Genomic DNA, 21,402 nt, shown 5'->3' with positions numbered 1-21,402 from the left:
AGCCAACAGGCCATGGAAGCCAAACTGAGTGGTCTCAATTATGTGAGGCGAGTCTGCCATCTGAGCTTGCTGGCATCGGCTCTGGCCACCCCGTACCTGTATGGCGCGCCGTCACAGGAACTCGATGCCAATAGCATAATCTCGACACTCGAAGCACGTTATGGCGCCAGGGCCGGCAACCGGGCCAGGACCTGGTTCAAGATAGTCAACCAGGCGAAAGGCCTGGATGAAAGATCCCAATTGCTTGAAGTGAATAATTTTTTCAATCTGTTTCATTTCATCGACGATATTAAACTCTGGGGCGAGTCCAACTATTGGGCGACCCCGATGGAGTTTATCGGTGCCAATGGCGGGGATTGCGAGGACTTTTCCATCGCCAAGTATTTCACCCTGCTGCAATTGGGGGTGCCGGAGGACAAGATGCGGCTCACTATGGTTAAAGCCACCACTATCAACCAATACCACATGGTGCTGGCGTACTATGAGACCCCCTCCTCTGTCCCCCTGGTCCTGGACAACTTGAATCCTGTCATCCAGCCGGCGACCGCACGGCGGGACTTGCTGCCGGTATACAGCTTCAATGGTAAACAGCTATGGCTGAACAAAGAAAAGGGACGCGGGGCCTTGGCCGGCTCCTCCACCAGACTCGAGAAATGGAATGATCTCAACTATAGATTAGGCCTCAAGCGACTCAAGCTGCCTAAACTAAGACAGGAGTAGCCACAAAAATGACACTGTTCAGAGAGATATACTCACTGCTATTTACCCTCTTCCTGCTCATAGTCGCCAGTTTGGGCTATGTACAGTTTACCGAAACCCAAGACTTTCTGACCAAGCAGATGGCGTCGGATCTTAACAACGCCAGCAATTCACTCGGTTTGATGTTGGTCCCGGCACTCGAGACAGGCGATACGGCGGCGGCGGAAACCCTGGTGAATGTGATTTTCGAAGGCGGTTACTATCAGAACATCAAGCTGACCTGGCTGGTGGATGGCAAACAGCAGGAATGGCATAACAGCATCCGCATAGAAGATACCCCCCAGTGGTTTCTCGATCTGCACCTGTTCGACACCATCAAGAAAGAAAGCACCATCACCTCCGGTTGGCTGCAGCTGGCCAAGCTCGAAATTACCGCCCACCCCGGCTTCGGCTATCATGAGCTGTGGCGCATCATCTCGAATACGCTCATCGCCTTCTCGCTGCTCTTTCTGGTCGCCATACTCTTCGCCAGGATAGGGCTGGGGTGGATATTGAAACCCTTGCACGCCATCTCGGACCACGCCAGGAATGTGGCCCTGCGCCAGTTCAGCCCGGATATGCCGCTGCCCAGGACCTCGGAGCTCAAGGAGGTGGTGCAGGCTTTTAACAGCATGTCGGCACAGTTGAAGCAGGTATTCGACTCTCTCGATGATGAAATAGCCACCCTGAGGAAGAAGACCTTGGTAGATCAGGTTTCCGGTCTTCCCAACAGACAATACATGGTCAGTCGCCTGAATGGCTGGTTGAATGAACCCAGCAATGGCGCCCTATTCCTGGCCAGGCTCGACTGCCTGGAAGCAATCCACAACAGATACGGCTACCAGATCAGGGATGAGACCATACGCCTGATGTCGATCCAATTTAAGGCGCAACTCGACGACATAGCCCCATCGCTCATCGCCAGGATCTCTGCCGTTGAATTCGCCTTCTTGGTGACCAATGTCGAGTACGAAAAGCTCAATAAGTATCTGGAAACCTTGATCCGCACCATCAACCAGGAAATCACCAAAGCCGACTGTAAGCCCAATGAGCATTACGCTATCGGCATAGCCGAGCGTATCGAGCTGACGACCGTCACGGATATCATGGCCCAGGCCGACAATGCATTGCAGAATGCGCTGCAGAATAACAAGGTATATCAATGGCATTCTATTCACGAACAGCAAATTTTCACCCGCGAACAGTGGCGCACCAAGCTCAACAGCGCCATCAAGGACAAACAATTTCAGTTCAGGTGGCAACCCGTGTTACGCACCGACACAGGCGCCATTTCCCAACGAGAACTCTATTGCCAATTGCAGCTCGGGGATAAATTGGTCCATGCTGGGCAGTTCATGCCTTACGTGGATTTGCTCTCCCTGGGCTCGCTGCTCGATAAATGTCTGATCCAGGCCCTCGGCGACCATGATGTCTTCGCCCACAATCCCGAACCCGTGGCCATCAACCTGACTCTGGAAAGCATCATCTCGCCCCAGTTTCATGCCTGGCTCGATGAATTTCTCCGTACCTCGGCGCATACCAAGCACATCTGCTTCGAGATCCCCGAACTCGGGGTATTCAGCAATGCGGACGCCTGCCAAACCCTCTGCGACATCATCAGAAAGCATGGGGCTAAATTCGGTATAGATCACTTCGGCCGTCAATTCGGCTCCATGTCTTACTTGCAAAAACTCAGGCCCAATTATGTCAAGCTGGATCAATCCTTCGCCTACTATGACGAGCATCAGCAAAACAGCGAGTTATGCCGAGCCTTGATTAACGTCGCCAAGGGCTTGGACATAGAAGTGATAGTCACGGGGATCCAGGAAAAAATTCAGCTCGAACGCTTCGCCGAACTGAGGATCGACGCCTATCAAGGTTACATAGCGCCACCGATACAGCTGGAGCTCGATGCGGCCGAGGACATGTACGCCAACACGGTTAACAATGGCTGATGAGGAAGCCCAGTGAAACGGATCGCCAGGCCGTCATAGAGAGTGAGGATGCGAACTGCTGTGGTTTGCTCCCAGCTCAGACACAAAGCCAGAAACAAAAAAGCCTTCGATTTCTCGAAGGCTCTTGTAAAAATGGTCGGCCAAGCCGTCATAGAGAGTGAGGATTCGAACTGCTGTGGTTTGAGTCCAATTCAGGCACAAAATCAGCAACAAAAAAGCCTCCGATTTCTCGAAGGCTTTTTTGTAAAAATGGTCGGCCAAGCCGTCATAGAGAGTGAGGATTCGAACTGCTGTGGTTTGAGTCCAATTCAGGCAAAAAATCAGCAACAAAAAAGCCTTCGATTTCTCGAAGGCTTTTTTGTAAAAATGGTCGGCCAAGCCGTCATAGAGAGTGAGGATTCGAACTGCTGTGGTTTGAGTCCAACTCAGGCACAAAATCAGCAACAAAAAAGCCTTCGATTTCTCGAAGGCTTTTTGTAAAAATGGTCGGTGATAGAGGATTCGAACCTCTGACCCTCTGGTCCCAAACCAGATGCGCTACCGGGCTGCGCTAATCACCGTAAATGATTCAGCTATTTATTTAGCCATTGCTAAATTCGCTAGATGAGGCGAAGAAAGTGGTCGGTGATAGAGGATTCGAACCTCTGACCCTCTGGTCCCAAACCAGATGCGCTACCGGGCTGCGCTAATCACCGAAGATATTACTGCTGAAAAATGGGGTGACTGATGGGGCTCGAACCCACGACAACCGGAATCACAATCCGGGACTCTACCAACTGAGCTACAATCACCACTGTATTTTTCCTACCAACCAAGCCGACTAGATCCAGCTGGTGCGCCCAGAAGGATTCGAACCTTCGGCCTCACCCTCCGGAGGGGTGCGCTCTATCCAGCTGAGCTATGGGCGCTCGCCTTGGTTAGCGCCGCATATACTATGGATTATTTGCCTTTGCGTCTACAGCTATTTTGCTTTTTTTAGCCGTTCGCTCAAGAATTGTCACATTTCAACAATTTAAACTTAGTCAAACATCGGACTAGCGCCAAAAAAATGGCTTGGGCTTGTGTGTTTTTTGTGCTAAATATACGTATTGCCATAAATTACTAAAATTTAACATAAATGGGCGTCATGTTTAGGGATGAAACTATCGAGCCTCTTACCTGTGAGGCTGAACGGTTACATAAAAGGATTCGCCGCTTAAAGCGTTTAGCTGGTAAGTATAAGCGTGCAGAAATCATTCAGAATGCCTTGTTGGAGATATCTAACATCGCCGCTAAGGCTTCCTCGCCAGAAGACTTTTATGCCGGAGTGCATAAGCACCTGCAGAAACTCATCCCCGCCGACAATTTCTTCATTTCGACCCTGAACCCCCACACGGGACAACTGGAAATCCCCTTCTTCGCCGACGAGAAAGACGCCCACCCGGCTCAGCTCTTTTCCGAAGAATCGCTCTCGGCGACGCTGCACCAGGGATTGACCGGGTATGTGTTCCGTACCGGCCGACCATTGCTATGTGACGAAGACAAGTTCAACCTGCTATTGGCCGCCGAGGAAATAGTGAGCCTGGGCTCCGCCTGCCATCAATGGCTGGGGGTGCCCATATTCGAAAACGAGGCCGTCAGTGGCGTGCTGGTCGTGCAAAGCTACGACACCCAAAAGACCTATGGCGAGATAGAACTCGAGCTGATGGCCTTCATCTGCCATCATATCGCCGGGGTACAGGAACGCCTGCGTCATCAGGAGCATCTGGAGCAGGCCATAACACAGAGAACCAAAGAACTCAGTCTGGCCTATGACAAGCTGAAGCAGGAAGTCCATGAGCGGCGCCGGGCCGAGCGGCTCCAGCGCTCCTTATTCGAAATCGCCGCCTTGGCCACCTCCAGGATAGACAGCCTGGAGTTCTATGCCCAACTGCACCATGTGCTCAGCCACCTCTTGCCCGCCAATAACTGCTACATAGCCCTGCTCGATGAAGACAAGACACAGCTGACTTTTCCTTTCTATGTGTCACAACTCGGGCTCTCCGCCCCTGGAAGTCGTCCCGTCAGTGATGGCCTGGCCGAATATGTACTCAAACATAAACGCCCCCTGAAACTGGAGCAGCAGGATATTCAAGCCCTGATAGCCGCGGGCGAACTCTATGCCGAGTCACCGGATCTGAATCAAACCCAGGACATGCACCAATGGATAGGCATTCCCCTGTTTATTCATGAGCAGGTGCGCGGGGCGCTGACCATTTACAGTTTTACACCGACTCAAACCTATCAGGTAAAAGATCTCGAATTGCTGACCTTTGTTTCCCAGCACATAGGTGCGGCGATAGAACGCAAACTCTCGGCCGAATCATTGCAGCGCAGCTACCAGGAGCTGGAAGAGAAAGTCACCGCCAGAACCCAGGCCCTGGCGGCGCTGAATCAAAACCTGGTAAAAGAAATCAACCAAAGGCGCAAGGTCGAGGCGCAGCTGACCCACGACGCTAAACATGACACCCTGACATCCCTGCCAAACAGGGCCATGTTCATGGAACGACTCAACCAGGCGATCAAACATGTTCGCCGCCATGGATTGGATCGCTTCGCCCTGCTGTTTATCGATCTCGATCGCTTCAAGCTGATCAACGACACCCTGGGCCACGTGGAGGGGGATCGCTTCCTCATCGAAACCGCCAAACGCCTGAAGGCCTGCATAAGGGACAACGATACCCTGGCCCGCCTCGGCGGCGATGAGTTTGTCGTCTTGCTCGACAGCATACACAGCGCCGCAGACACGGAAGAAGTCGCGGAACGCATATTGAGCGCGCTCTCCCAACCCTACCGTCTCGGAAACCAGTCATTCGGCTCGAGCGCCAGCATAGGCATAGCCCTCAGCAGCAATGGCAATCGCAGATCCGACACCAGTGAGTCCATGCTCAGCGACGCCGACGCCGCCATGTATCAAGCCAAATCCAAGGGCAAAGGTTGTTATGTTATTTTCGATGACGAGTCGCACCAGGAACTGCTCCATGAGGTCGCCCTGGAGAATGAACTGAGGCAGGCCATAGCCGAAGACAAACTCCAGCTCAGCTACTTGCCCATCTTTGACATGCCCAGCGGGACAGTGACCGCCATAGAACCCAGGCTCTTCTGGCAACACCCCAGGTTAGGCAAGCTTAAGCAGGCCAGGCTCAAAGATATCGCCGAGCAATGCAATATGATCATCGAGCTGGATAAGTACATGCTCATACTGCTGGCGCGGGAATACCCTGTACTCCAGGCCCACCTGGGGTATGAACCTCAGCTGCATCTGGCCATTTCCAGCCAACATCTGAAACATAAACACGCACTGCGCAGCCTGAAAAACACCCTCAAGCAGTGCGGCTTGCCCCTGAGTAAACTGCTGCTGTTCTTCAATGAGCTGGCCCTGGTGCAGGATACCCAAACCCATATCAATGCCTTCGAATTCCTGAAAAAACTGGAGCTTAAGCTGGGGATCAATGGCTATGGCAGCGGTTATAGTGCCAGCCACAACCTGCTCTTTCTGCCTATCGACGCCCTCAAGCTGGATGCCAACATCACCACACACCTAACCGGCGAGCATCAAATCAAACTGCTCAAGATCTATTGGCAGACGGCCAAGACCCTCGACCTCAAGATCTACGCCGATGGCATTAGCTGCGAACAACAACAACGCCAGCTGACGGAGCTGGGTTATAACCAGGGACAAGGGCCCTTGCTCGGCAAGGTCTTCAGCTTACCCGCCCAGGCACAGCAGGTATGCGCCTGAGCCTTGGCAATGAAAGCCATTGAATATAAATCAATTAAAGCCAATTATTTCTTGAACATGTCTCTCAGGCTGGAAATATTTGCCTTGCCCGTCTGCATCCGCTCCTGCTCCGTCTGCTGTGGCTTGCGATTCTCCCAAATCACATCGTCCTGGGGCAGCTCCAGCAGGAAGCGGCTCGGCTCGCAGCGCATGGTCTCACCGAACTGACGCCGTTCGCGGCAGAGGGTAAACCAGAGCTCACGCTGTGCCCGGGTGATGCCCACATAGGCCAGACGCCGCTCTTCATCGACATTGTCTTCATCTATGCTGGTCTGATGGGGCAAGATCCGCTCCTCTGTGCCGACCATGAACACGAAGGGGAACTCCAGCCCCTTGGAGGCGTGCAGTGTCATCAGCTGCACCTGATCGCCGCCCTCGTCTTCGCTGTTGCGCTCCATCATGTCTCTCAGAGTCAGGCGGGTGACTACCTCGGGCAAGGTCATGGGCTCATCCAGCTCATCGCCCTGCAGCATCTCTGTTACCCAGCGATACAGCTCGGAGATATTCTTCATCCGCATCTCGGCCGCCTTGGCGCTGGTGCTGGTCTCGTATAGATAATCTTCATAGTTGATCTTGCGGATCAGCTGCTTGACCGCTTCCACCGGCTCGCCGCGCTCGGCACTCTCGCCCGTATCCACTATGAAACGCCCGAACTCATACAGGGACGCCATCGCCGCCGGCGCCAGGTAATGATTCAGCTCAGGCTCGAAGATGGCGGCGAACATGGAGATATGCTTCTCGTTGGCGAAGGTGCCCAGCCGCTCCAGGGTCGCAGGTCCCAGGCCGCGCTTGGGCAGGTTGACTATCCGCAGGAAGGCGTTGTCATCGTCCGGATTCACCACCAGCTTGAGATAGCCCATGATGTCCTTGATCTCGGCGCGGGCGAAGAAGGAAGTGCCGCCGCTGAGCTTATAGGGAATACGGTTGGTCATCAGCGCCCGCTCCAACAGCCGCGACTGATGGTTACCGCGATAGAGGATGGCGTAATCGCCGAACTGGGTGCGGCCGACAAACTTATGCCGCACTATCTCGGCCACCACACGTTCGGCCTCCTGCTCCTCGTTGGCGGCGATCAGCACCCGCAGCGGCTCACCGTAGGCCAGCTCGCTGAACAGCGCCTTATCGTACACATGGGGATTGTTAGCGATCAGTATGTTGGCCGAGCGCAATATTCGCTGGCTGGAGCGATAATTCTGTTCCAGCTTGATGAGTTTCAGCCTGGGGAAATCTGTCCCCAGCAGCACCAGGTTCTGGGGTTTGGCACCGCGCCAGGAGTAGATGGACTGATCGTCATCGCCCACCACGGTAAAACGGGCACGTTCGCCCACCAGCAACTTCACCATCTCGTACTGGCTGGTGTTGGTGTCCTGATATTCATCCACCAGCAGATACTGGATGCGGGTCTGCCAGCGGGTACGTACCTCTTCGTTATGCCTGAGCAACAGGGTCGGCAAGAGGATGAGATCGTCGAAATCGAGCGCATTATAGGCCTTCATGTGCTGGGCATAACGCTGGTACAGCATGGCAAACAGCTGCTGCTGTTCGTCTTTGGCTATCTTGCGCGCCTGCTCGGGCACCACCAGGCCGCCCTTCCAGTTGGAGATGCAACCTGCCAGGGCCTTGAGCAAGTCCTTGTCTTCATCCAGCTCGTTCTGGGTCAATTCCTTGAGCAGCGCCAAGGTATCCTGATCGTCGAACAGGGAGAAACCCGGCTTGAGTCCCAACACCTTATGCTCGCGCTTGATGATCTCCAACCCCAGGGTGTGGAAGGTGGAGATCCACAGGCCGCGGGCCTCCTTGCGCCCCATGGACTGGGCCACCCGCTCCTTCATCTCGCGAGCCGCCTTGTTGGTGAAGGTAACGGCGGCGATATTGCGCGCCTTATAGCCACACTTCTCCACCAGGTAGGCTATTTTATTGATGATCACCCGGGTCTTGCCACTGCCTGCACCCGCCAGCACCAGACAGGGGCCGGAAACATAGTGAACTGCATCATTTTGCGCTGGGTTAAGCTTCATCTCTAAACTATATCCACCTGAAACACGGGAAAGGCTGGATGATAGCAGAAGCACCACTTCTTAGGCGATAACTCCCTGGCTTACACTCGGTCGGCGCACAGGGTTTTGGAAAACCCCGGCCCTGGAGTACAATCTAACTATTGAGCCCACCAGCCAAAAGTCATTAGCGGAGTCCACCATGATCAACCCGAAAAAAATCGAAGAAGTTGCCCGTCAACTGAGCGAAAACCTGCCAAGCGGCCTGAAGCAATTTGCCGGTGAATTCGAAGAGCGCAGCAAACAGGTGCTGCAACATCAATTGCTGAAACTGGATCTGGTCTCACGGGAAGAATTCGAAGTGCAGCAACATGTGCTGCTCAAGACCCGCGAAAAATTGGAAGCCCTGCAACATCAGGTCAATGAGCTGGAAAAACGCCTGCTGGAAGACAAGTAAGCTCGGCGAGTAGCTGGGCACGGCCTCCTAAGCCCCGCCCCTAAGCCCAGTCCCGAAGCACAGCCCCTAAGCACAGCCCCGAATAGAGCACTCAAGCTTGCCAACGCAAGGACGAGTGCTTTTTTTAGGCCTCTGGCTACCGGGCATCTCCCCACCAAAATGCCATTACCCTACGGCGTGTTTTAAAAAGCCATCATTTCGCCACAATTGATCACCGGCTTGCCCCGACTTTCACCGTAGAAACTGTTTTAATAGCTCCCGTCGCCGCCACCCAGGCCTGACAGTAGGACGCCTCCTATTGACTTCTTTCTTATTCCTGCCGATGACTTGGGTGGCAGCGGCACCAACTTAGGGTTACAGACCCGCTAATCAGCATCCTCTCTGTAACCACTCGCAAAGCGTTCAGTTCACCCTTGAAGGCCCCGGCAGCAGGATTTTTGTTGCCGGGATTTTTTTATGGAATTTTTATGGAATTTGTATAAAAAAGACCCTGAGCCATTTTTTATCGAAAAGCTCAGCCTGATCCGGCTAAATCATTTACACTCTGGTGTTTTCATTATTTACCTCATCATAGCAGCAGGTTAGATTCAGTCAGGGAGAGCAGACTCTGAAACGACTCGACTTAAATTTACTGCCAGTATTGGAAATCTTACTGGAAGAACAGAGTGTCACAGCGGCGGCATCCAGATTGCACCTGAGCCAGTCTGCCGTCAGCAAACAGCTCACCCGATTGCGGGAAATCTTCGATGATCCCCTGTTCGAGCGCACTGCCTACGGCCTGAGACCGACACCCAAGGCCATCGCCCTGGGGCCGGAGCTGCGTTCATGCCTGCAACAACTGGCGAAATTCACCCGCCCGGACAAGTTCGAGCCGGAATTGAGCCGGCGGCAATTCCGGCTGCACTTGGTGGAAACCGCCTATTCGCTGACCTTTCCCTTCTTCATGCCCAAACTGCTGGCCCAAGCACCCGGCATCAGCCTCAACAGCCAGACTCTGGCGCTGGACAGCATGGATAAACTGCAGCGCTGCGAGATAGATCTCGCCATCGTCTGCCGCGAGTGGGATCCGCGCTCTCCCCTGCATATCAGCCATATCCCAGACGACATGAGGTACCTGGAGTTGGTGCGGGATCATCCGGTGTGCCTGCTGAGACGCGATCATCCGGCGCTGGCCCAAAGCTGGAATTTGACCAGTTTCCTGCGCTATCGCCATCTGCAGGTCGCCTTCGGCGGCATAGAACATTGGTTGCTCGATGAGGTATTGCAGCTCGAGGGCTACAGGCGGGATATTGCCGTCAACATGACGGATTTCCAGAGCGCACTGACCTTGTGCGAGCAGAGTGATCTCATACTCTGCGCGCCGGCCAAATATGCCGCCCTGATGGCCAAGGCGTATGCCTTAACCCATTTACCCGTGCCCGTCAGCCTGGTGCCCGGCGCCTACCTCTTGATGTGGCATAGGCACTTCGAACTGGATCCCAGCCATAAATGGTTGCGGGAACTCATAGCCGCCAGTGTGCCACGCCAGGCCGGGGAAGAGCTCCCGAGCTAGACTAGCCCAGCACTTCCTCCAGCGCCCGCAGGCATAGGGAAATATTCTCCCGTCTGGCGCCATAACCCATCAGACCTATGCGCCAGGCCTTGCCGGCGAGCGCCCCCAGGCCGGCACCTATCTCCAGGTTATAGTCGTTGAGCAGACGCCGGCGCACCAAGGCGTCGTCCACCCCTTCGGGGATGTACACGGCATTGAGTTGCGGCAGGCGTGCGGCCTCCTCGACCACGAACTCGAGCCCGAGTCGCTCCAGCCCCAGACGCAGGACAGAATGCATCTCGGCATGGCGCCGCCAGGCCTGCTGCAGCCCCTCGAGTGCCAGCAGCCGCAGTGATTCATGCAGGGCATAGAGGGCATTGACCGGCGCCGTATGATGATAGCTGCGCTTGGCGCCCGTATCACTGCCCCAATAGCCCATCACCAGACTCTGATCCAGGAACCAGCTCTGCACCTGCGTCTTGCGGCTGCGCAGTTTTGCCACCGCCGCAGGCGAAAAAGACAGGGGTGACAAGCCGGGCACGCAGGACAGGCATTTCTGGCTGCCGGAATAGATGGCATCTATGCCCCAGTCATCGACCCTGAGCTCGACCCCGCCAAGGGACGTCACCGCATCGACGATCGACAGGCAGCCATGCTCCCTGGCCAGACGGCACAGGGTCTTGGCATCGGACAGGGCACCTGTGCTGGTCTCGGCATGCACGAAGGCCAGGAATTTGGCATCCGGGTGCGCCCTGAGCGCCGCCTCGACGGCATGGGGATCGACACATTCACCCCAGAGGTTATCCACTACTACGGCCACCGCGCCGACCCGCTCGACATTCTGGCGCATGCGCTCGCCGAAAACCCCGTTACGACAGACTATGACCTTCTCACCCGGCTCCACCAGGTTGACGAAACAGGCCTCCATGCCGGCACTGCCGGGGGCCGAGACCGCCAGTGTCATCTCGTTGCTGGTTTGAAAGGCGTATTGGATCAGGCGCTTGAGCTCATCCATCATGCCGACAAACAGGGGATCCAGATGGCCTACCGTGGGCCTGGCCTGGGCCGCCAGCACCTGGGGGTAGACATCCGATGGTCCTGGGCCCATCAGGATGCGGCGGGGCGGGTTGAAGGCGTGAACCTCAGGGGCTTGCAATAGCTGTGCTGGTAACATCATGTCTCCTTGGGCGTGCAAGTTAGCGGGTGGCTATGGTTATGGTCATGGCTGCTGGTTCGCTCGGCTCTGCAACCGGGGCGCACATGGCATTGCCACGACTCCGGACGAAAATAAGAGTAAAAGCTCAAATACACTAGCATGAAAAAAGCACTATGGCGCCCGGCGCTAGCTATTATCTGCGCCATGCTCCGCGCCATGGCCCGAGTTCAGGAACAATCTATAGGCCGGGCTCTGGGTTTCTTCCTGATAGACGAACCCGAGCTCGGTGAGAAACTGCTGGAAGGCCGACGCATCCGCCGCCGGTACCTCGAAGCCGGCCAACACCCTGCCGAAGGCCGCCCCATGGTTACGGTAATGAAACAGGCTGATGTTCCACTGGCTCTGCAGCGTGGTTAAAAATTGCAGCAGCGCGCCCGGATGCTCGGGAAATTCGAAGCTGAATAAGCGCTCCTGCAATGGCTCGGGCGGATGACCGCCGACCATGTAGCGCACATGCAACTTGGCGGTCTCGTCCCTGGACAGATCCTGCACTTCGAAGCCGTTGGCCTCCAGGGTAGCGATGATCTCGGCCAGCTCACCCTGGCCCCGACTCAGACGAATACCGGCGAACACCACCGCCTGCTCCCGACTGCTGAAGCGATAGTTGAACTCTGTCATCACCCGCTTATCCAGCAGCTCACAGAAACGCAGAAAACTGCCGGGACGCTCGGGCACCTTCACCGCCAGCACGGCTTCCTTATGCTCGCCCAGCTCGCAGCGCTCGGATACATACCTGAGGCTATGGAAGTTGACGTTGGCACCGCTGAGGATCGCCGCCACCTTCTCGCCCTTGCCGTCGGCGCCCAGATACTTCTTCAAGCCGGCCAGCGACAGGGCACCGGCGGGTTCGGCGATGGCGCGGGTATCCTCGAAAATATCCTTCACCGCGGCGCAGATCTCATCCGAGGTGACGGTGATCACCCCATCGACAAACTCCCGCGCCAGCCTGAAGGGTTCGGCGCCTATGCGCTTGACCGCCACCCCATCGGCAAACAAGCCGACCTGAGGCAGGGTCACAGGTTCGCCTGCCTCGAGTGCCGCCAGCAGGCAGGCGGCATCCTCCGGCTCGACGCCGATGATCTTCACCCCGGGCAACACCGCCTTGTAATAGGCGGCAATGCCGGCAATCAGGCCACCACCGCCGACGGGCACGAAGATCACTTCCAGATCCCGTTGTTGTTGCAGTAGCTCCTGGGCTATGGTGCCCTGGCCGGCGATCACCGCCTCGTCGTCGAATGGCGCGATATAGACCCGGCCCTCGTCCCTTGCCAGCTGCATGGCATGGTCGTTGGCCTGATCGAAACCCTGACCATGCAGCAGCACATTGCCCCCCAGGCGGCGCACCGCATCGACCTTGATATCCGGGGTGGTGGAAGGCATGACGATCACAGCGTCCAGGCCCCGCGCCGCCGCCGACATGGCCACCCCCTGGGCATGATTACCCGCCGAGGCGCACACCACCCCCAGCGCGCATTCCTCCTGACTCAGGGCGGCGATGCGATTGTAGGCGCCGCGCAGCTTGAAGGAATGCACGGGTTGCAGGTCTTCCCGCTTGAGGAACACCTGGCACCCCAGGCGCGCCGACAACTTGTTCAGGCTCGACAGGGGCGTGACCTTGGCCACCTCATACACGGAGGACAGGAGGATTTTTTGCAGATAGTACTGGGCCAAATCCAGCGCTGCCTGCGCCTGGCCTTTCTGGGGGAAGGATGCCAGCATACTAGTACTCCAACTTGCTGCGATCCCGCACCGCGCCCTTGTCGGCACTGGTGGCGAGCAAGGCATAGGCTTTCAGCGCCAGCGACACATAACGCTGCCGTCCCACTGGCTTCCACGCCAGCGGCCCCAAGGCCTGCATGGCCTCACGGCGGCGGGTCAGCTCAGCGTCGCTCACCACCAGCTTGATGCTGCGGCGGGGAATGTCTATCTCTATCCTGTCGCCATTCTCTATCAGGGCTATGGTGCCTCCGGCCGCGGCTTCGGGAGACACATGGCCGATGGACAGGCCCGAAGTGCCGCCGGAGAAGCGCCCGTCGGTGATGAGGGCGCAGGCCTTGCCCAGGCCGCGGGACTTGAGGTAACTGGTGGGATAGAGCATTTCCTGCATCCCGGGTCCACCCTTGGGGCCCTCGTAGCGGATCACCACCACATCGCCGGCGACCACTTCGCCGCCCAGGATGCCGGCGACTGCGTCATCCTGGCTCTCGTACACCCGCGCTCTGCCGACGAAGCTCAGGTTGTCGGCATCTACCCCGGCGGTTTTGACTATGCAGCCATTCTCGGCCAGGTTGCCGGACAACACCGCCAGCCCGCCTTCCTGACTGAAGGCGAACTCGCGGCTGCGAATACAGCCCGCCTGCCTGTCGTCATCCACCGATGGCCAGCGGCAATCCTGGCTGAACGCCTTGGTGGTGGGGATGCCGGCGGGGCCGGCGCTGAAGAAGTGCCTCACAGCCGGGTCTTGGCTCTGGGCTATGTCGTACCTGGCCAGCACAGATCCCAGGTTGCCACCCTCGTCCGCCGCCACATGGTAAACATCCGTATGCAGCAGTCCGGCCCTGTCGAGTTCGCCGAGGATCCCCATCACGCCGCCGGCCCTATGCACATCTTCCATATGATACTCAGGGGTCGAGGGCGCCACCTTGCACAGGTGTGGCACCCGGCGTGACATCTTGTCTATGTCCGCCATGGTGAAATCCACCTCGGCCTCCTGGGCCGCCGCCAACAGGTGCAGCACGGTATTGGAGGAGCCGCCCATGGCGATATCCAGCGCCATGGCATTCTCGAATGCCTTGAGATTGGCTATGTTGCGCGGCAATGCCGAGGCATCGTCATCCCGATAATAACGCTTGGCCAGCGCCATCACTCGGCGGCCGGCCTCGAGGAACAGCTCGCGCCTGTCGGCATGGGTCGCCAACATGGAGCCATTGCCGGGCAAAGACAGACCCAAGGCTTCGGTCAGACAGTTCATCGAGTTGGCGGTGAACATGCCGGAACAGGAGCCACAGGTGGGGCAGGCACTGCGTTCAATCTTCTCGCTGTCTTCATCCGATACCTTGTCGTCGGCGGCCGCCACCATGGCATCGACCAGATCCAGCTTGATCAGCTTATCCGACAGCTTGGTTTTGCCCGCTTCCATGGGGCCGCCGGAAACGAACACCACGGGAATGTTCAGTCGCAGTGCCGCCATCAGCATGCCTGGGGTGATCTTGTCGCAGTTGGAGATACACACAAGCGCATCGGCACAGTGGGCGTTGACCATGTACTCGACGCTGTCGGCGATCAGCTCCCGCGACGGCAGGCTGTAGAGCATGCCGCCATGGCCCATGGCGATACCGTCATCCACTGCTATGGTATTGAACTCCTTGGCAATACCACCGGCCTCTTCGATGGCGCCGGCCACCAGGGACCCCATGTCCTTGAGGTGCACATGCCCTGGCACGAACTGGGTGAAGGAGTTGGCTATGGCTATGATGGGTTTGCCAAAATCGCCATCCTTGACCCCGGTGGCACGCCACAGGGCGCGGGCACCGGCCATGTTGCGGCCTTCTGTACTGGTAGCTGAACGTAATTTAGGCATTGCGACTGTCCTTTTGATTCTGAAAATGTGAGGGCTGACCCGGGCGTTGCCTGTTACAGCGGTTCCAGCCAGCCCCATTTATCCTGGGTTTCACCGTTGAACAGGCCGAAAAAGGCGCTCTGTATCCTGCGGGTCACAGGGCCACGCTTGCCCTCACCCACCTGCAACCTGTCCACGCTGCGCACCGGCACTATTTCCGCGGCCGTGCCTGTCATGAAGATCTCGTCGGCAACATAGAGGAACTCCCGCGCCATCGGCTCCTCGGCCACCTCATAACCTAAATCTTTCGCCAGGCTAATGATAGTGTCTCTGGTGATCCCCATGAGGATCGCCGCCGTCGCCGGCGGGGTATAGAGCTTATTCTTCTTCACCACGAACAGGTTGGCGCCGGCGCCTTCGCTGACCAGGCCATTGACATCCAGGGCTATGCCTTCATGGAAGCCGTTGCGCTTGGCCTCGGTGGAGATCTGCAGCGAAGACAAATAATTTCCCCCCGCCTTGGCCCCCGTGGGTATGGTGTTGGGCGCCAGCCGTTGCCAGGAGGTCACGGCCACATCCACCCCGGCTTCCATGCTGTCCTCACCCAAGTAAGCCCCCCAGGGGAAGGCCGCCACCACCATGTCGCAATCCACGCCCTGCGGCGGGGTGATCCCCATGCCCACATCGCCGATAAACACCAGGGGGCGAACATAGGCACTGGGCAAGCCGTTATGCACAACCGCGTCACGGCAGGCCTGCATCACCTCATCGAAACTGTAGGACAGCTGCATGCGGTAGATCTTGGCCGAGTCGAACAGGCGCTGCACATGGTCGGTCAGCCGGAACCCCGCCGGCCCCAGATGGGTGTCGTAGACCCTGATGCCCTCGAACACGGAAGTGCCATAATGCAGCGCGTGGGACATGACATGCACCTTGGCATCGCCCCAGGGCATGATCTCACCGTTAAACCAAATCCACTCAGCTTGTTTTGCAGCCATACTTACCTCTTTCTATTGGACTATTGGGCACAGACATTATGTGATGAAGCTGCGGCCGGGATGACCCGACATTGGGTGACATCGATCAGCTTGTTCAGCTGATTGCTCAGCAATTCTATGGCGCGCTCGGCATCCACCATGATATCCAGCGACAGGCTGGCATCTTCGTTGATGCGCATCTGCAGCTGGGTGACTGTGAAGCCACGATGACGTGTTACCCTCAGCACCCGCTCCAACACCTCGGGACGCTGCTGCATTGTTAGTTCCAGTGAGTGCCTCATGTGCGTGTCTCCTTTGGGTCCATAGTGTCGTTGTTGCCGGCCCATTGCAGAAGCTGCAGGGGCCTGGGGGTAAGGGCATAAGCCAGTGTCAGCTTTGATGCTTGTCGCCTGAGCGCCAGAGAGTGCCTCATGTGCGCGTCTCCGGCTCATCCATCATCTCGCTGTTGCAAGCCCCGGGTGGTACCAAGGGCCAGACGTTGAACGCATCGTCTATCGCCACGTGCAGCAGATAAGGCCCCTGGGCGGTCAGCATCTGCTCCAGCGCCGGTTCGACCTCATCGGCAGACGTGATGCTGCGCCCCGGGATGTCGAAGGCCGAGGCCATCAGCACGAAATCCGGGTTATCCGACAGATCTGTCTCGCTGTACCTCTCCTCGAAGAACAACTGCTGCCACTGCTTCACCATGCCGAGCTTCTGGTTGTCGAGCAGCAAGATCTTCACCGGCAGCCGACGCCGCTTGATGGTGGTCAGCTCCTGCACATTCATCATGAAGGAGCCATCCCCTGACACCAGCACTACCGTCGCTCCGGGGCGGGCCATCTGGGCGCCAATTGCCGCAGGCAAGCCGAAGCCCATGGTGCCAAGCCCAGCACTGGACAGATGATCCTCGGGACGGCGGAACCACATATGCTGCGCCACCCACATCTGATGTTGGCCCACGTCACAGCTGACGACGCTGTCCTGGGGCAGCTTGTTGGCCAGGCGCCTTAACATGGCGGGGGCATAGATGAGCTTGCCCGGGTGCCGATAGTCCCATCTATGCTTGCGCGCCAGATGTTCCACCTCGGCCTGCCAGGGCGTGATGTTCAGCGGCATGGCCAGCGCCGGCAAGATCTGCCGCAGATCGCCGGCGATGGCGACGTCCGCCCGGCGCAGCTTGCCGAGTTCGGCGGCATCTATGTCCAGGTGTATGACCTTGGCCTTGGGAGCGAAGCTGGCCAGCTTGCCCGTCACCCTGTCATCGAATCTGGCGCCGACCACCAGCAAGAGATCGCAGTCCTGTACCGCCAGATTGGCCGCCTTGCCGCCATGCATGCCGAGCATGCCCAGGTACCCTGGGGTGTCGTGGGCTATGGCGCCCAGTCCCTTGAGGGTGGCCACCGACGGCAGGCCCGTCACCCGGATCAGGTCGCGCAGCTGCTCGACCGCGCCGGCCATGCCGACCCCGCCGCCGACATAGAGGATCGGCTGGCGGGCCTGGGCCAACAAGCGCCTCGCCGCCTCGACGTCACCCGCCTCGGCCCTGGGCTCGGTGGCGATCGCCAGCAGCGGCGTGCGGTATTCCAGCTCGGCGAGCTGGATATCCTTGGGGATATCGACCAACACAGGGCCCGGACGCCCGGAGGCGGCGATCGCGAACGCCTGGTACAGGGTCGGGATCAGCTCGTCTATCCGGGTGACCATGAAGCTATGCTTGGTACAGGACAGTGACATGCCGAGCACATCTATTTCCTGGAAGGCATCCGTGCCTATGACTGAGGTGGATACCTGGCCCGTGATGGCCACCAGGGGCACTGAGTCGAGCAGGGCATCGGCCAGTGAGGTGATGAGATTGGTGGCCCCTGGACCCGAGGTGGCGAAGCAGACCCCCGTCTTGCCACTGGCCCTGGCGTAGCCCACGGCGGCGAAGGCGGCGCCCTGCTCGTGGCGGCTCAGCAGGTGTTCGACCGGCGCGCCATAGAGGGCATCGTAGAGTGGCATGATGGCACCGCCCGGATAACCGAATACCGTGGTCACGCCATGGGCCGCCAACACCTTTATGACTGCGTCTGCGCCTCGTATCATCTGCCCTGGTTCCATATGTTTTCTCTCGTTTTCCAAAATGTTATTGACGCTGAGCTGCCGTTGCTTGCCGTACCCTGGGCCAAGTTTCGGCCCCTGAAACGAAAGAACCCCCCGGTCCTTGCGGAGCGGGGGGTTCTTTGAAACTTCTAAACCTTTAGGTCTGTCTGTTTGCCATGCGCCGCCCCCGCTGCGATTTAATAATCACCACGGTAATAATCACGAGGAGGAGCTTGGCAGCCTGGTTAAACATGAATAACAGTGTCCTATGGGTATTGAGTTTGGGTTTGAATTCGTTGTCGTCCAGGTTAATGGCCCGGATGCGAGCTATTAGCTTTACCATGAAGCGAGCAACAAACACAATCAAAATGTCTTATCGTTAAAAAAATTCAGCGTCCTTGCCGAGACAATGCAAAACAACAACAAAATCGAACCTGACGCATGCCATATAGGAGTTCATGTCGAACGCCTCCTGTGCAAACTTAATCTCTTGTCGTTAGCCTGCCGGGCAGGCCGCTGAGTTAAATCAACAAAATACGCTATCAATGATTGTCGACGATACGTTTCATGTCCGTCATGTAGCCGCGCAATTCGGCGCCTATGTATTCCACCCCGGTATGACGAATGGCCTCATTCACCTGGATGAGGCGCAAATTATCCACGCCGTTGCCTCTGTCCTGCAGGCCGGCCCCCAGGAACTCGGGTGACATGGCGTTGACATAGTCGCGCAGCAAGGGCACTGCCGCATGGTTGAACAGATAACAACCGTATTCGGCGGTGTCGGAAATCACCACATTCATCTCATACAAACGCTTACGGGCTATGGTGTTGGCGATCAGCGGCGTCTCGTGCAGTGACTCGTAATAAGCTGATTCTTCTACTATTCCGGCGGCAACCATGGTGTCGAAGGCCAACTCGACCCCGGCCTTGATCATGGCCACCAGGAAGATGCCCTTATCGAAATAGGTCTGCTCCTCTATGTGCTCGCTCGATACCGGGGCTTGCTCGAAACCCGTCTCGGCGGTTTCGGCGCGCCAGCGCAGCAGGTTGGCATCGTCGTTGGCCCAATCGGCCATCATGGTGCGGGAAAATTCGCCGCTGATGATGTCATCCATGTGCTTCTCGAACAGGGGCGCCAGTATGCCTTTCAAGTCCTCGGCCATGTCGAAGGCCTGGATCTTGGCCGGATTAGACAACCTGTCCATCATGTTGGTGATGCCGCCATGTTTGAGGGCTTCGGTCACTGTTTCCCAGCCCTGCTGGATCAACTTGGCGGCATAACCGGGCTCCACCCCATCGGCAAGCATCTTCTCGTAGCCCAGGATGGCACCCGTCTGCAACATGCCGCAGAGTATGGTCTGCTCCCCCATCAAGTCCGACTTCACTTCGGCGATGAAAGACGAGTGCAACACCCCGGCCCTGTCGCCGCCGGTAGCGCTGGCATAGGCCTTGGCGATCTCCAGGCCATCGCCGCGGGAGTCGTTCTCCGGATGCACGGCGATCAGGGTCGGCACGCCGAAGCCGCGCTTGTATTCTTCCCGCACCTCGGTGCCGGGACACTTGGGGGCCACCATGATGACTGTGATGTCTTCACGCACCTGCATGCCTTCCTCGACTATGTTGAAGCCGTGGGAATAGGCCAGGGTCGCGCCTTGTTTCATCAGCGGCATCACGGCATTGACCACATTGGAATGCTGCTTGTCCGGGGTCAGGTTGAGCACCAGATCTGCGTCCGGCACCAGGGCTTCGAAGGTGCCGACCCGAAAACCATTGTCTGTGGCCTGCCGCCATGAGGCCCGCTGCTGGGCTATGGCCTCGGGGCGCAGGGCGAAGGTGATGTTCAGCCCTGAGTCACGCATGTTCAGCCCCTGGTTCAGGCCCTGGGCGCCACACCCCAGGATGACTATGTTCCAGCCTTTGATATAGTCGCAACCCTTGGCGAATTCGCTGCGGTCCATGAAACGGCACTGTGCCAGCTGGGCTAATTGTTGACGTAAGTTCAGAGAGTTAAAATAGTTAGCCATCTGATACACCACCTTAAAGTCAGAAATTTGGGACTCAATCTACCTGGCTCATGGCCGGGCTAAATTGTGATTGGACTCACTATAGTCCATGGCTTTAATTGCGGAAAATGATATATTCGGAATCTGATATTGCGTTTTTGGCAACATGTCTCGTCGGCACTCAGGCGCGAGCCATGACGGGAACTCTATGGATATTCGCTCACTCAAGCTCTACCTGCATCTCTGTGACAGCCTGCATTTCGCCCGCACCGCGGAGCAGATGCATGTCAGTCCTTCGACCCTCAGCCGGGCCCTGCAACGCCTGGAAGAGGAAGTCGGCGCCCAGCTGCTGCAACGGGATAACCGCAGCGTGTCACTCACCAACGCCGGACTCGAGTTTCGCCGCTTTGCCGAGCAGACCCTGAGCCAGTGGCTGACCCTGAAGACCCGCATAGATCCGCGCCAGGACTTGCTGCATGGAAAGTTGAACATCTACTGTTCGGTCACCGCCGCCTACAGCCATCTGCCCGGGTTGCTGGACAGGTTTCGCCGCGAACAGCCGTTGGTGGAAATCAACCTGACGACGGGTGATGCCGCCAATGCCTTGACCCAGATACAGCAACAAAAGGCCGATATCGCCATCGCCGCCCTGCCGGATCCCTTCCCCGCCAGCCTGCACTTCGCCAAGATAGAGGAAGTGCCCCTGGTCATCATAGGCCCGACCATCCACTGCCGGGTGCAGCAACAGCTGGGCGAGCCGGAGATCGACTGGGGCAACCTCCCCTTCATCATTCCGGACCATGGCCCAGGCAGACGCAGGGCGGACAACTGGTTCAAGCAGATGGGCATAGAGGCCAAGATCTACGCCCAGGTCTCGGGACAGGAGGCGATGACCTCCATGGTGGCCCTTGGCTGTGGTGTCAGCATCACCCCGGAAGTGGTCGTGCATAACAGCCCGGTCAGGGATAGGCTGCAGCTGGTGCCTTCGCCCGTGGCCATTCCCGCCTTCGAGCTGGGTTGTTGCTGTAAGCAGAAGCGGCTAGACGACCCCATAATAGCGGCGTTCCTCGCCGTGGTCTGAGGCTCGG

General features: G+C 57.4%; 15 protein-coding genes and 4 tRNA genes. 7 read left to right on the top strand and 12 right to left on the bottom strand.

All coding sequences use genetic code 11. The annotated features are described in order from the left end of the window. Positions 1 to 12 precede the first annotated feature (12 nt). The 3 genes from HC757_RS08200 to HC757_RS08190 are packed head-to-tail and all read left to right on the top strand — an operon-like array spanning position 13 to position 3,173. Positions 13 to 720, top strand: coding sequence for a transglutaminase-like cysteine peptidase (locus HC757_RS08200; RefSeq protein WP_169563830.1), 708 nt, complete (start codon positions 13 to 15; stop codon positions 718 to 720). 8 nt (positions 721 to 728) lie between these two features. Next, positions 729 to 2,693, top strand: coding sequence for a bifunctional diguanylate cyclase/phosphodiesterase (locus HC757_RS08195; RefSeq protein ID WP_169563829.1), 1,965 nt, complete (start codon positions 729 to 731; stop codon positions 2,691 to 2,693). 48 nt (positions 2,694 to 2,741) lie between these two features. Continuing rightward, the gene (locus tag HC757_RS08190) at positions 2,742 to 3,173 is read left to right on the top strand and encodes a heterodisulfide reductase-related iron-sulfur binding cluster (RefSeq protein WP_169563828.1); all 432 of its coding nucleotides are present in this window, start codon (positions 2,742 to 2,744) and stop codon (positions 3,171 to 3,173) included. A 3-nt stretch (positions 3,174 to 3,176) separates the two neighbouring features. Here HC757_RS08190 and HC757_RS08185 read toward each other — a convergent pair. The 4 genes from HC757_RS08185 to HC757_RS08170 form a co-directional block, all read right to left on the bottom strand. After that, positions 3,177 to 3,253, bottom strand: a tRNA-Pro gene (locus tag HC757_RS08185). A 58-nt stretch (positions 3,254 to 3,311) separates the two neighbouring features. Continuing rightward, positions 3,312 to 3,388, bottom strand: a tRNA-Pro gene (locus HC757_RS08180). Between the two features lie 20 nt (positions 3,389 to 3,408). Continuing rightward, positions 3,409 to 3,484: transfer RNA gene (locus HC757_RS08175), tRNA-His, on the bottom strand. Positions 3,485 to 3,524: 40 nt separating this feature from the next. After that, positions 3,525 to 3,601, bottom strand: a tRNA-Arg gene (locus tag HC757_RS08170). A 218-nt stretch (positions 3,602 to 3,819) separates the two neighbouring features. Between HC757_RS08170 and HC757_RS08165 the strand changes: the two genes are divergently transcribed. Continuing rightward, positions 3,820 to 6,453, top strand: coding sequence for a diguanylate cyclase domain-containing protein (locus tag HC757_RS08165; protein WP_169563827.1), 2,634 nt, complete (start codon positions 3,820 to 3,822; stop codon positions 6,451 to 6,453). A 44-nt stretch (positions 6,454 to 6,497) separates the two neighbouring features. Here the strand turns inward: HC757_RS08165 and rep are convergent, their stop codons facing one another. Next, positions 6,498 to 8,510: a DNA helicase Rep gene (rep, locus tag HC757_RS08160; protein WP_169563826.1), complete on the bottom strand. Its 2,013-nt coding sequence runs from the start codon at positions 8,508 to 8,510 to the stop codon at positions 6,498 to 6,500. 178 nt (positions 8,511 to 8,688) lie between these two features. Here rep and ubiK point away from each other — a divergent pair, with 178 nt between their 5' ends. Both ubiK and HC757_RS08150 read left to right on the top strand, forming a co-directional pair. Next, the gene (ubiK, locus tag HC757_RS08155) at positions 8,689 to 8,943 is read left to right on the top strand and encodes a ubiquinone biosynthesis accessory factor UbiK (protein ID WP_169563825.1); all 255 of its coding nucleotides are present in this window, start codon (positions 8,689 to 8,691) and stop codon (positions 8,941 to 8,943) included. Positions 8,944 to 9,550: 607 nt separating this feature from the next. Then, positions 9,551 to 10,495 carry a LysR substrate-binding domain-containing protein gene (locus HC757_RS08150; protein WP_169563947.1) on the top strand — a complete coding sequence of 315 codons (945 nt, stop codon included), beginning with the start codon at positions 9,551 to 9,553 and terminating at the stop codon, positions 10,493 to 10,495. 1 nt (position 10,496) lies between these two features. Here HC757_RS08150 and HC757_RS08145 read toward each other — a convergent pair whose 3' ends face one another. The 7 genes from HC757_RS08145 to ilvC form a co-directional block, all read right to left on the bottom strand. Continuing rightward, a complete protein-coding gene (locus HC757_RS08145; RefSeq protein WP_169563946.1) occupies positions 10,497 to 11,648 on the bottom strand; it encodes a pyridoxal-phosphate-dependent aminotransferase family protein in 1,152 nt (383 codons plus the stop codon). A 168-nt stretch (positions 11,649 to 11,816) separates the two neighbouring features. Beyond that, on the bottom strand, positions 11,817 to 13,409 hold the full coding sequence (gene ilvA / locus HC757_RS08140) for a threonine ammonia-lyase, biosynthetic (protein ID WP_169563824.1): 1,593 nt from the start codon (positions 13,407 to 13,409) through the stop codon (positions 11,817 to 11,819). 1 nt (position 13,410) lies between these two features. Beyond that, positions 13,411 to 15,270: a dihydroxy-acid dehydratase gene (gene ilvD, locus HC757_RS08135; protein ID WP_169563823.1), complete on the bottom strand. Its 1,860-nt coding sequence runs from the start codon at positions 15,268 to 15,270 to the stop codon at positions 13,411 to 13,413. A gap of 53 nt (positions 15,271 to 15,323) precedes the next feature. After that, on the bottom strand, positions 15,324 to 16,247 hold the full coding sequence (locus HC757_RS08130; RefSeq protein WP_169563822.1) for a branched-chain amino acid transaminase: 924 nt from the start codon (positions 16,245 to 16,247) through the stop codon (positions 15,324 to 15,326). Between the two features lie 20 nt (positions 16,248 to 16,267). Then, entirely contained in the window at positions 16,268 to 16,528 is a 261-nt protein-coding gene (gene ilvM, locus HC757_RS08125; RefSeq protein ID WP_169563821.1) for an acetolactate synthase 2 small subunit, read from the bottom strand. 127 nt (positions 16,529 to 16,655) lie between these two features. Continuing rightward, positions 16,656 to 18,329: an acetolactate synthase 2 catalytic subunit gene (gene ilvG / locus HC757_RS08120; protein ID WP_169563820.1), complete on the bottom strand. Its 1,674-nt coding sequence runs from the start codon at positions 18,327 to 18,329 to the stop codon at positions 16,656 to 16,658. A 524-nt stretch (positions 18,330 to 18,853) separates the two neighbouring features. Continuing rightward, positions 18,854 to 20,335, bottom strand: a complete 1,482-nt coding sequence (ilvC, locus tag HC757_RS08115; protein WP_169563819.1) for a ketol-acid reductoisomerase — start codon at positions 20,333 to 20,335, stop codon at positions 18,854 to 18,856. Between the two features lie 187 nt (positions 20,336 to 20,522). Between ilvC and ilvY the strand changes: the two genes are divergently transcribed. Then, positions 20,523 to 21,395 (top strand): HTH-type transcriptional activator IlvY, encoded by an 873-nt coding sequence (gene ilvY / locus HC757_RS08110; RefSeq protein WP_169563818.1) that lies wholly within the window; start codon positions 20,523 to 20,525, stop codon positions 21,393 to 21,395. Positions 21,396 to 21,402 lie beyond the last annotated feature (7 nt).

It is taken from the genome of Shewanella salipaludis (assembly GCF_012911865.1).
Classification (GTDB): domain Bacteria; phylum Pseudomonadota; class Gammaproteobacteria; order Enterobacterales; family Shewanellaceae; genus Shewanella; species Shewanella salipaludis.
This window is presented reverse-complemented; position numbering and strand designations above follow the sequence as displayed.

What these genes read in the sequence shown, in the direction of transcription:
- HC757_RS08200 (WP_169563830.1), top strand. Translation starts at nt 13, where the DNA reads ATGGAAGCCAAACTGAGTGGTCTCAATTATGTGAGGCGAGTCTGCCAT.
- ilvY (WP_169563818.1), top strand. Translation starts at nt 20,523, where the DNA reads ATGGATATTCGCTCACTCAAGCTCTACCTGCATCTCTGTGACAGCCTG.
- ubiK (WP_169563825.1), top strand. Translation starts at nt 8,689, where the DNA reads ATGATCAACCCGAAAAAAATCGAAGAAGTTGCCCGTCAACTGAGCGAA.
- HC757_RS08130 (WP_169563822.1), bottom strand. Translation starts at nt 16,247, where the DNA reads ATGGCTGCAAAACAAGCTGAGTGGATTTGGTTTAACGGTGAGATCATG.
- HC757_RS08195 (WP_169563829.1), top strand. Translation starts at nt 729, where the DNA reads ATGACACTGTTCAGAGAGATATACTCACTGCTATTTACCCTCTTCCTG.
- ilvM (WP_169563821.1), bottom strand. Translation starts at nt 16,528, where the DNA reads ATGAGGCACTCACTGGAACTAACAATGCAGCAGCGTCCCGAGGTGTTG.
- ilvD (WP_169563823.1), bottom strand. Translation starts at nt 15,270, where the DNA reads ATGCCTAAATTACGTTCAGCTACCAGTACAGAAGGCCGCAACATGGCC.
- HC757_RS08165 (WP_169563827.1), top strand. Translation starts at nt 3,820, where the DNA reads ATGTTTAGGGATGAAACTATCGAGCCTCTTACCTGTGAGGCTGAACGG.
- ilvC (WP_169563819.1), bottom strand. Translation starts at nt 20,335, where the DNA reads ATGGCTAACTATTTTAACTCTCTGAACTTACGTCAACAATTAGCCCAG.
- ilvA (WP_169563824.1), bottom strand. Translation starts at nt 13,409, where the DNA reads ATGCTGGCATCCTTCCCCCAGAAAGGCCAGGCGCAGGCAGCGCTGGAT.
- HC757_RS08190 (WP_169563828.1), top strand. Translation starts at nt 2,742, where the DNA reads ATGCGAACTGCTGTGGTTTGCTCCCAGCTCAGACACAAAGCCAGAAAC.
- HC757_RS08145 (WP_169563946.1), bottom strand. Translation starts at nt 11,648, where the DNA reads ATGTTACCAGCACAGCTATTGCAAGCCCCTGAGGTTCACGCCTTCAAC.
- ilvG (WP_169563820.1), bottom strand. Translation starts at nt 18,329, where the DNA reads ATGGAACCAGGGCAGATGATACGAGGCGCAGACGCAGTCATAAAGGTG.
- rep (WP_169563826.1), bottom strand. Translation starts at nt 8,510, where the DNA reads ATGAAGCTTAACCCAGCGCAAAATGATGCAGTTCACTATGTTTCCGGC.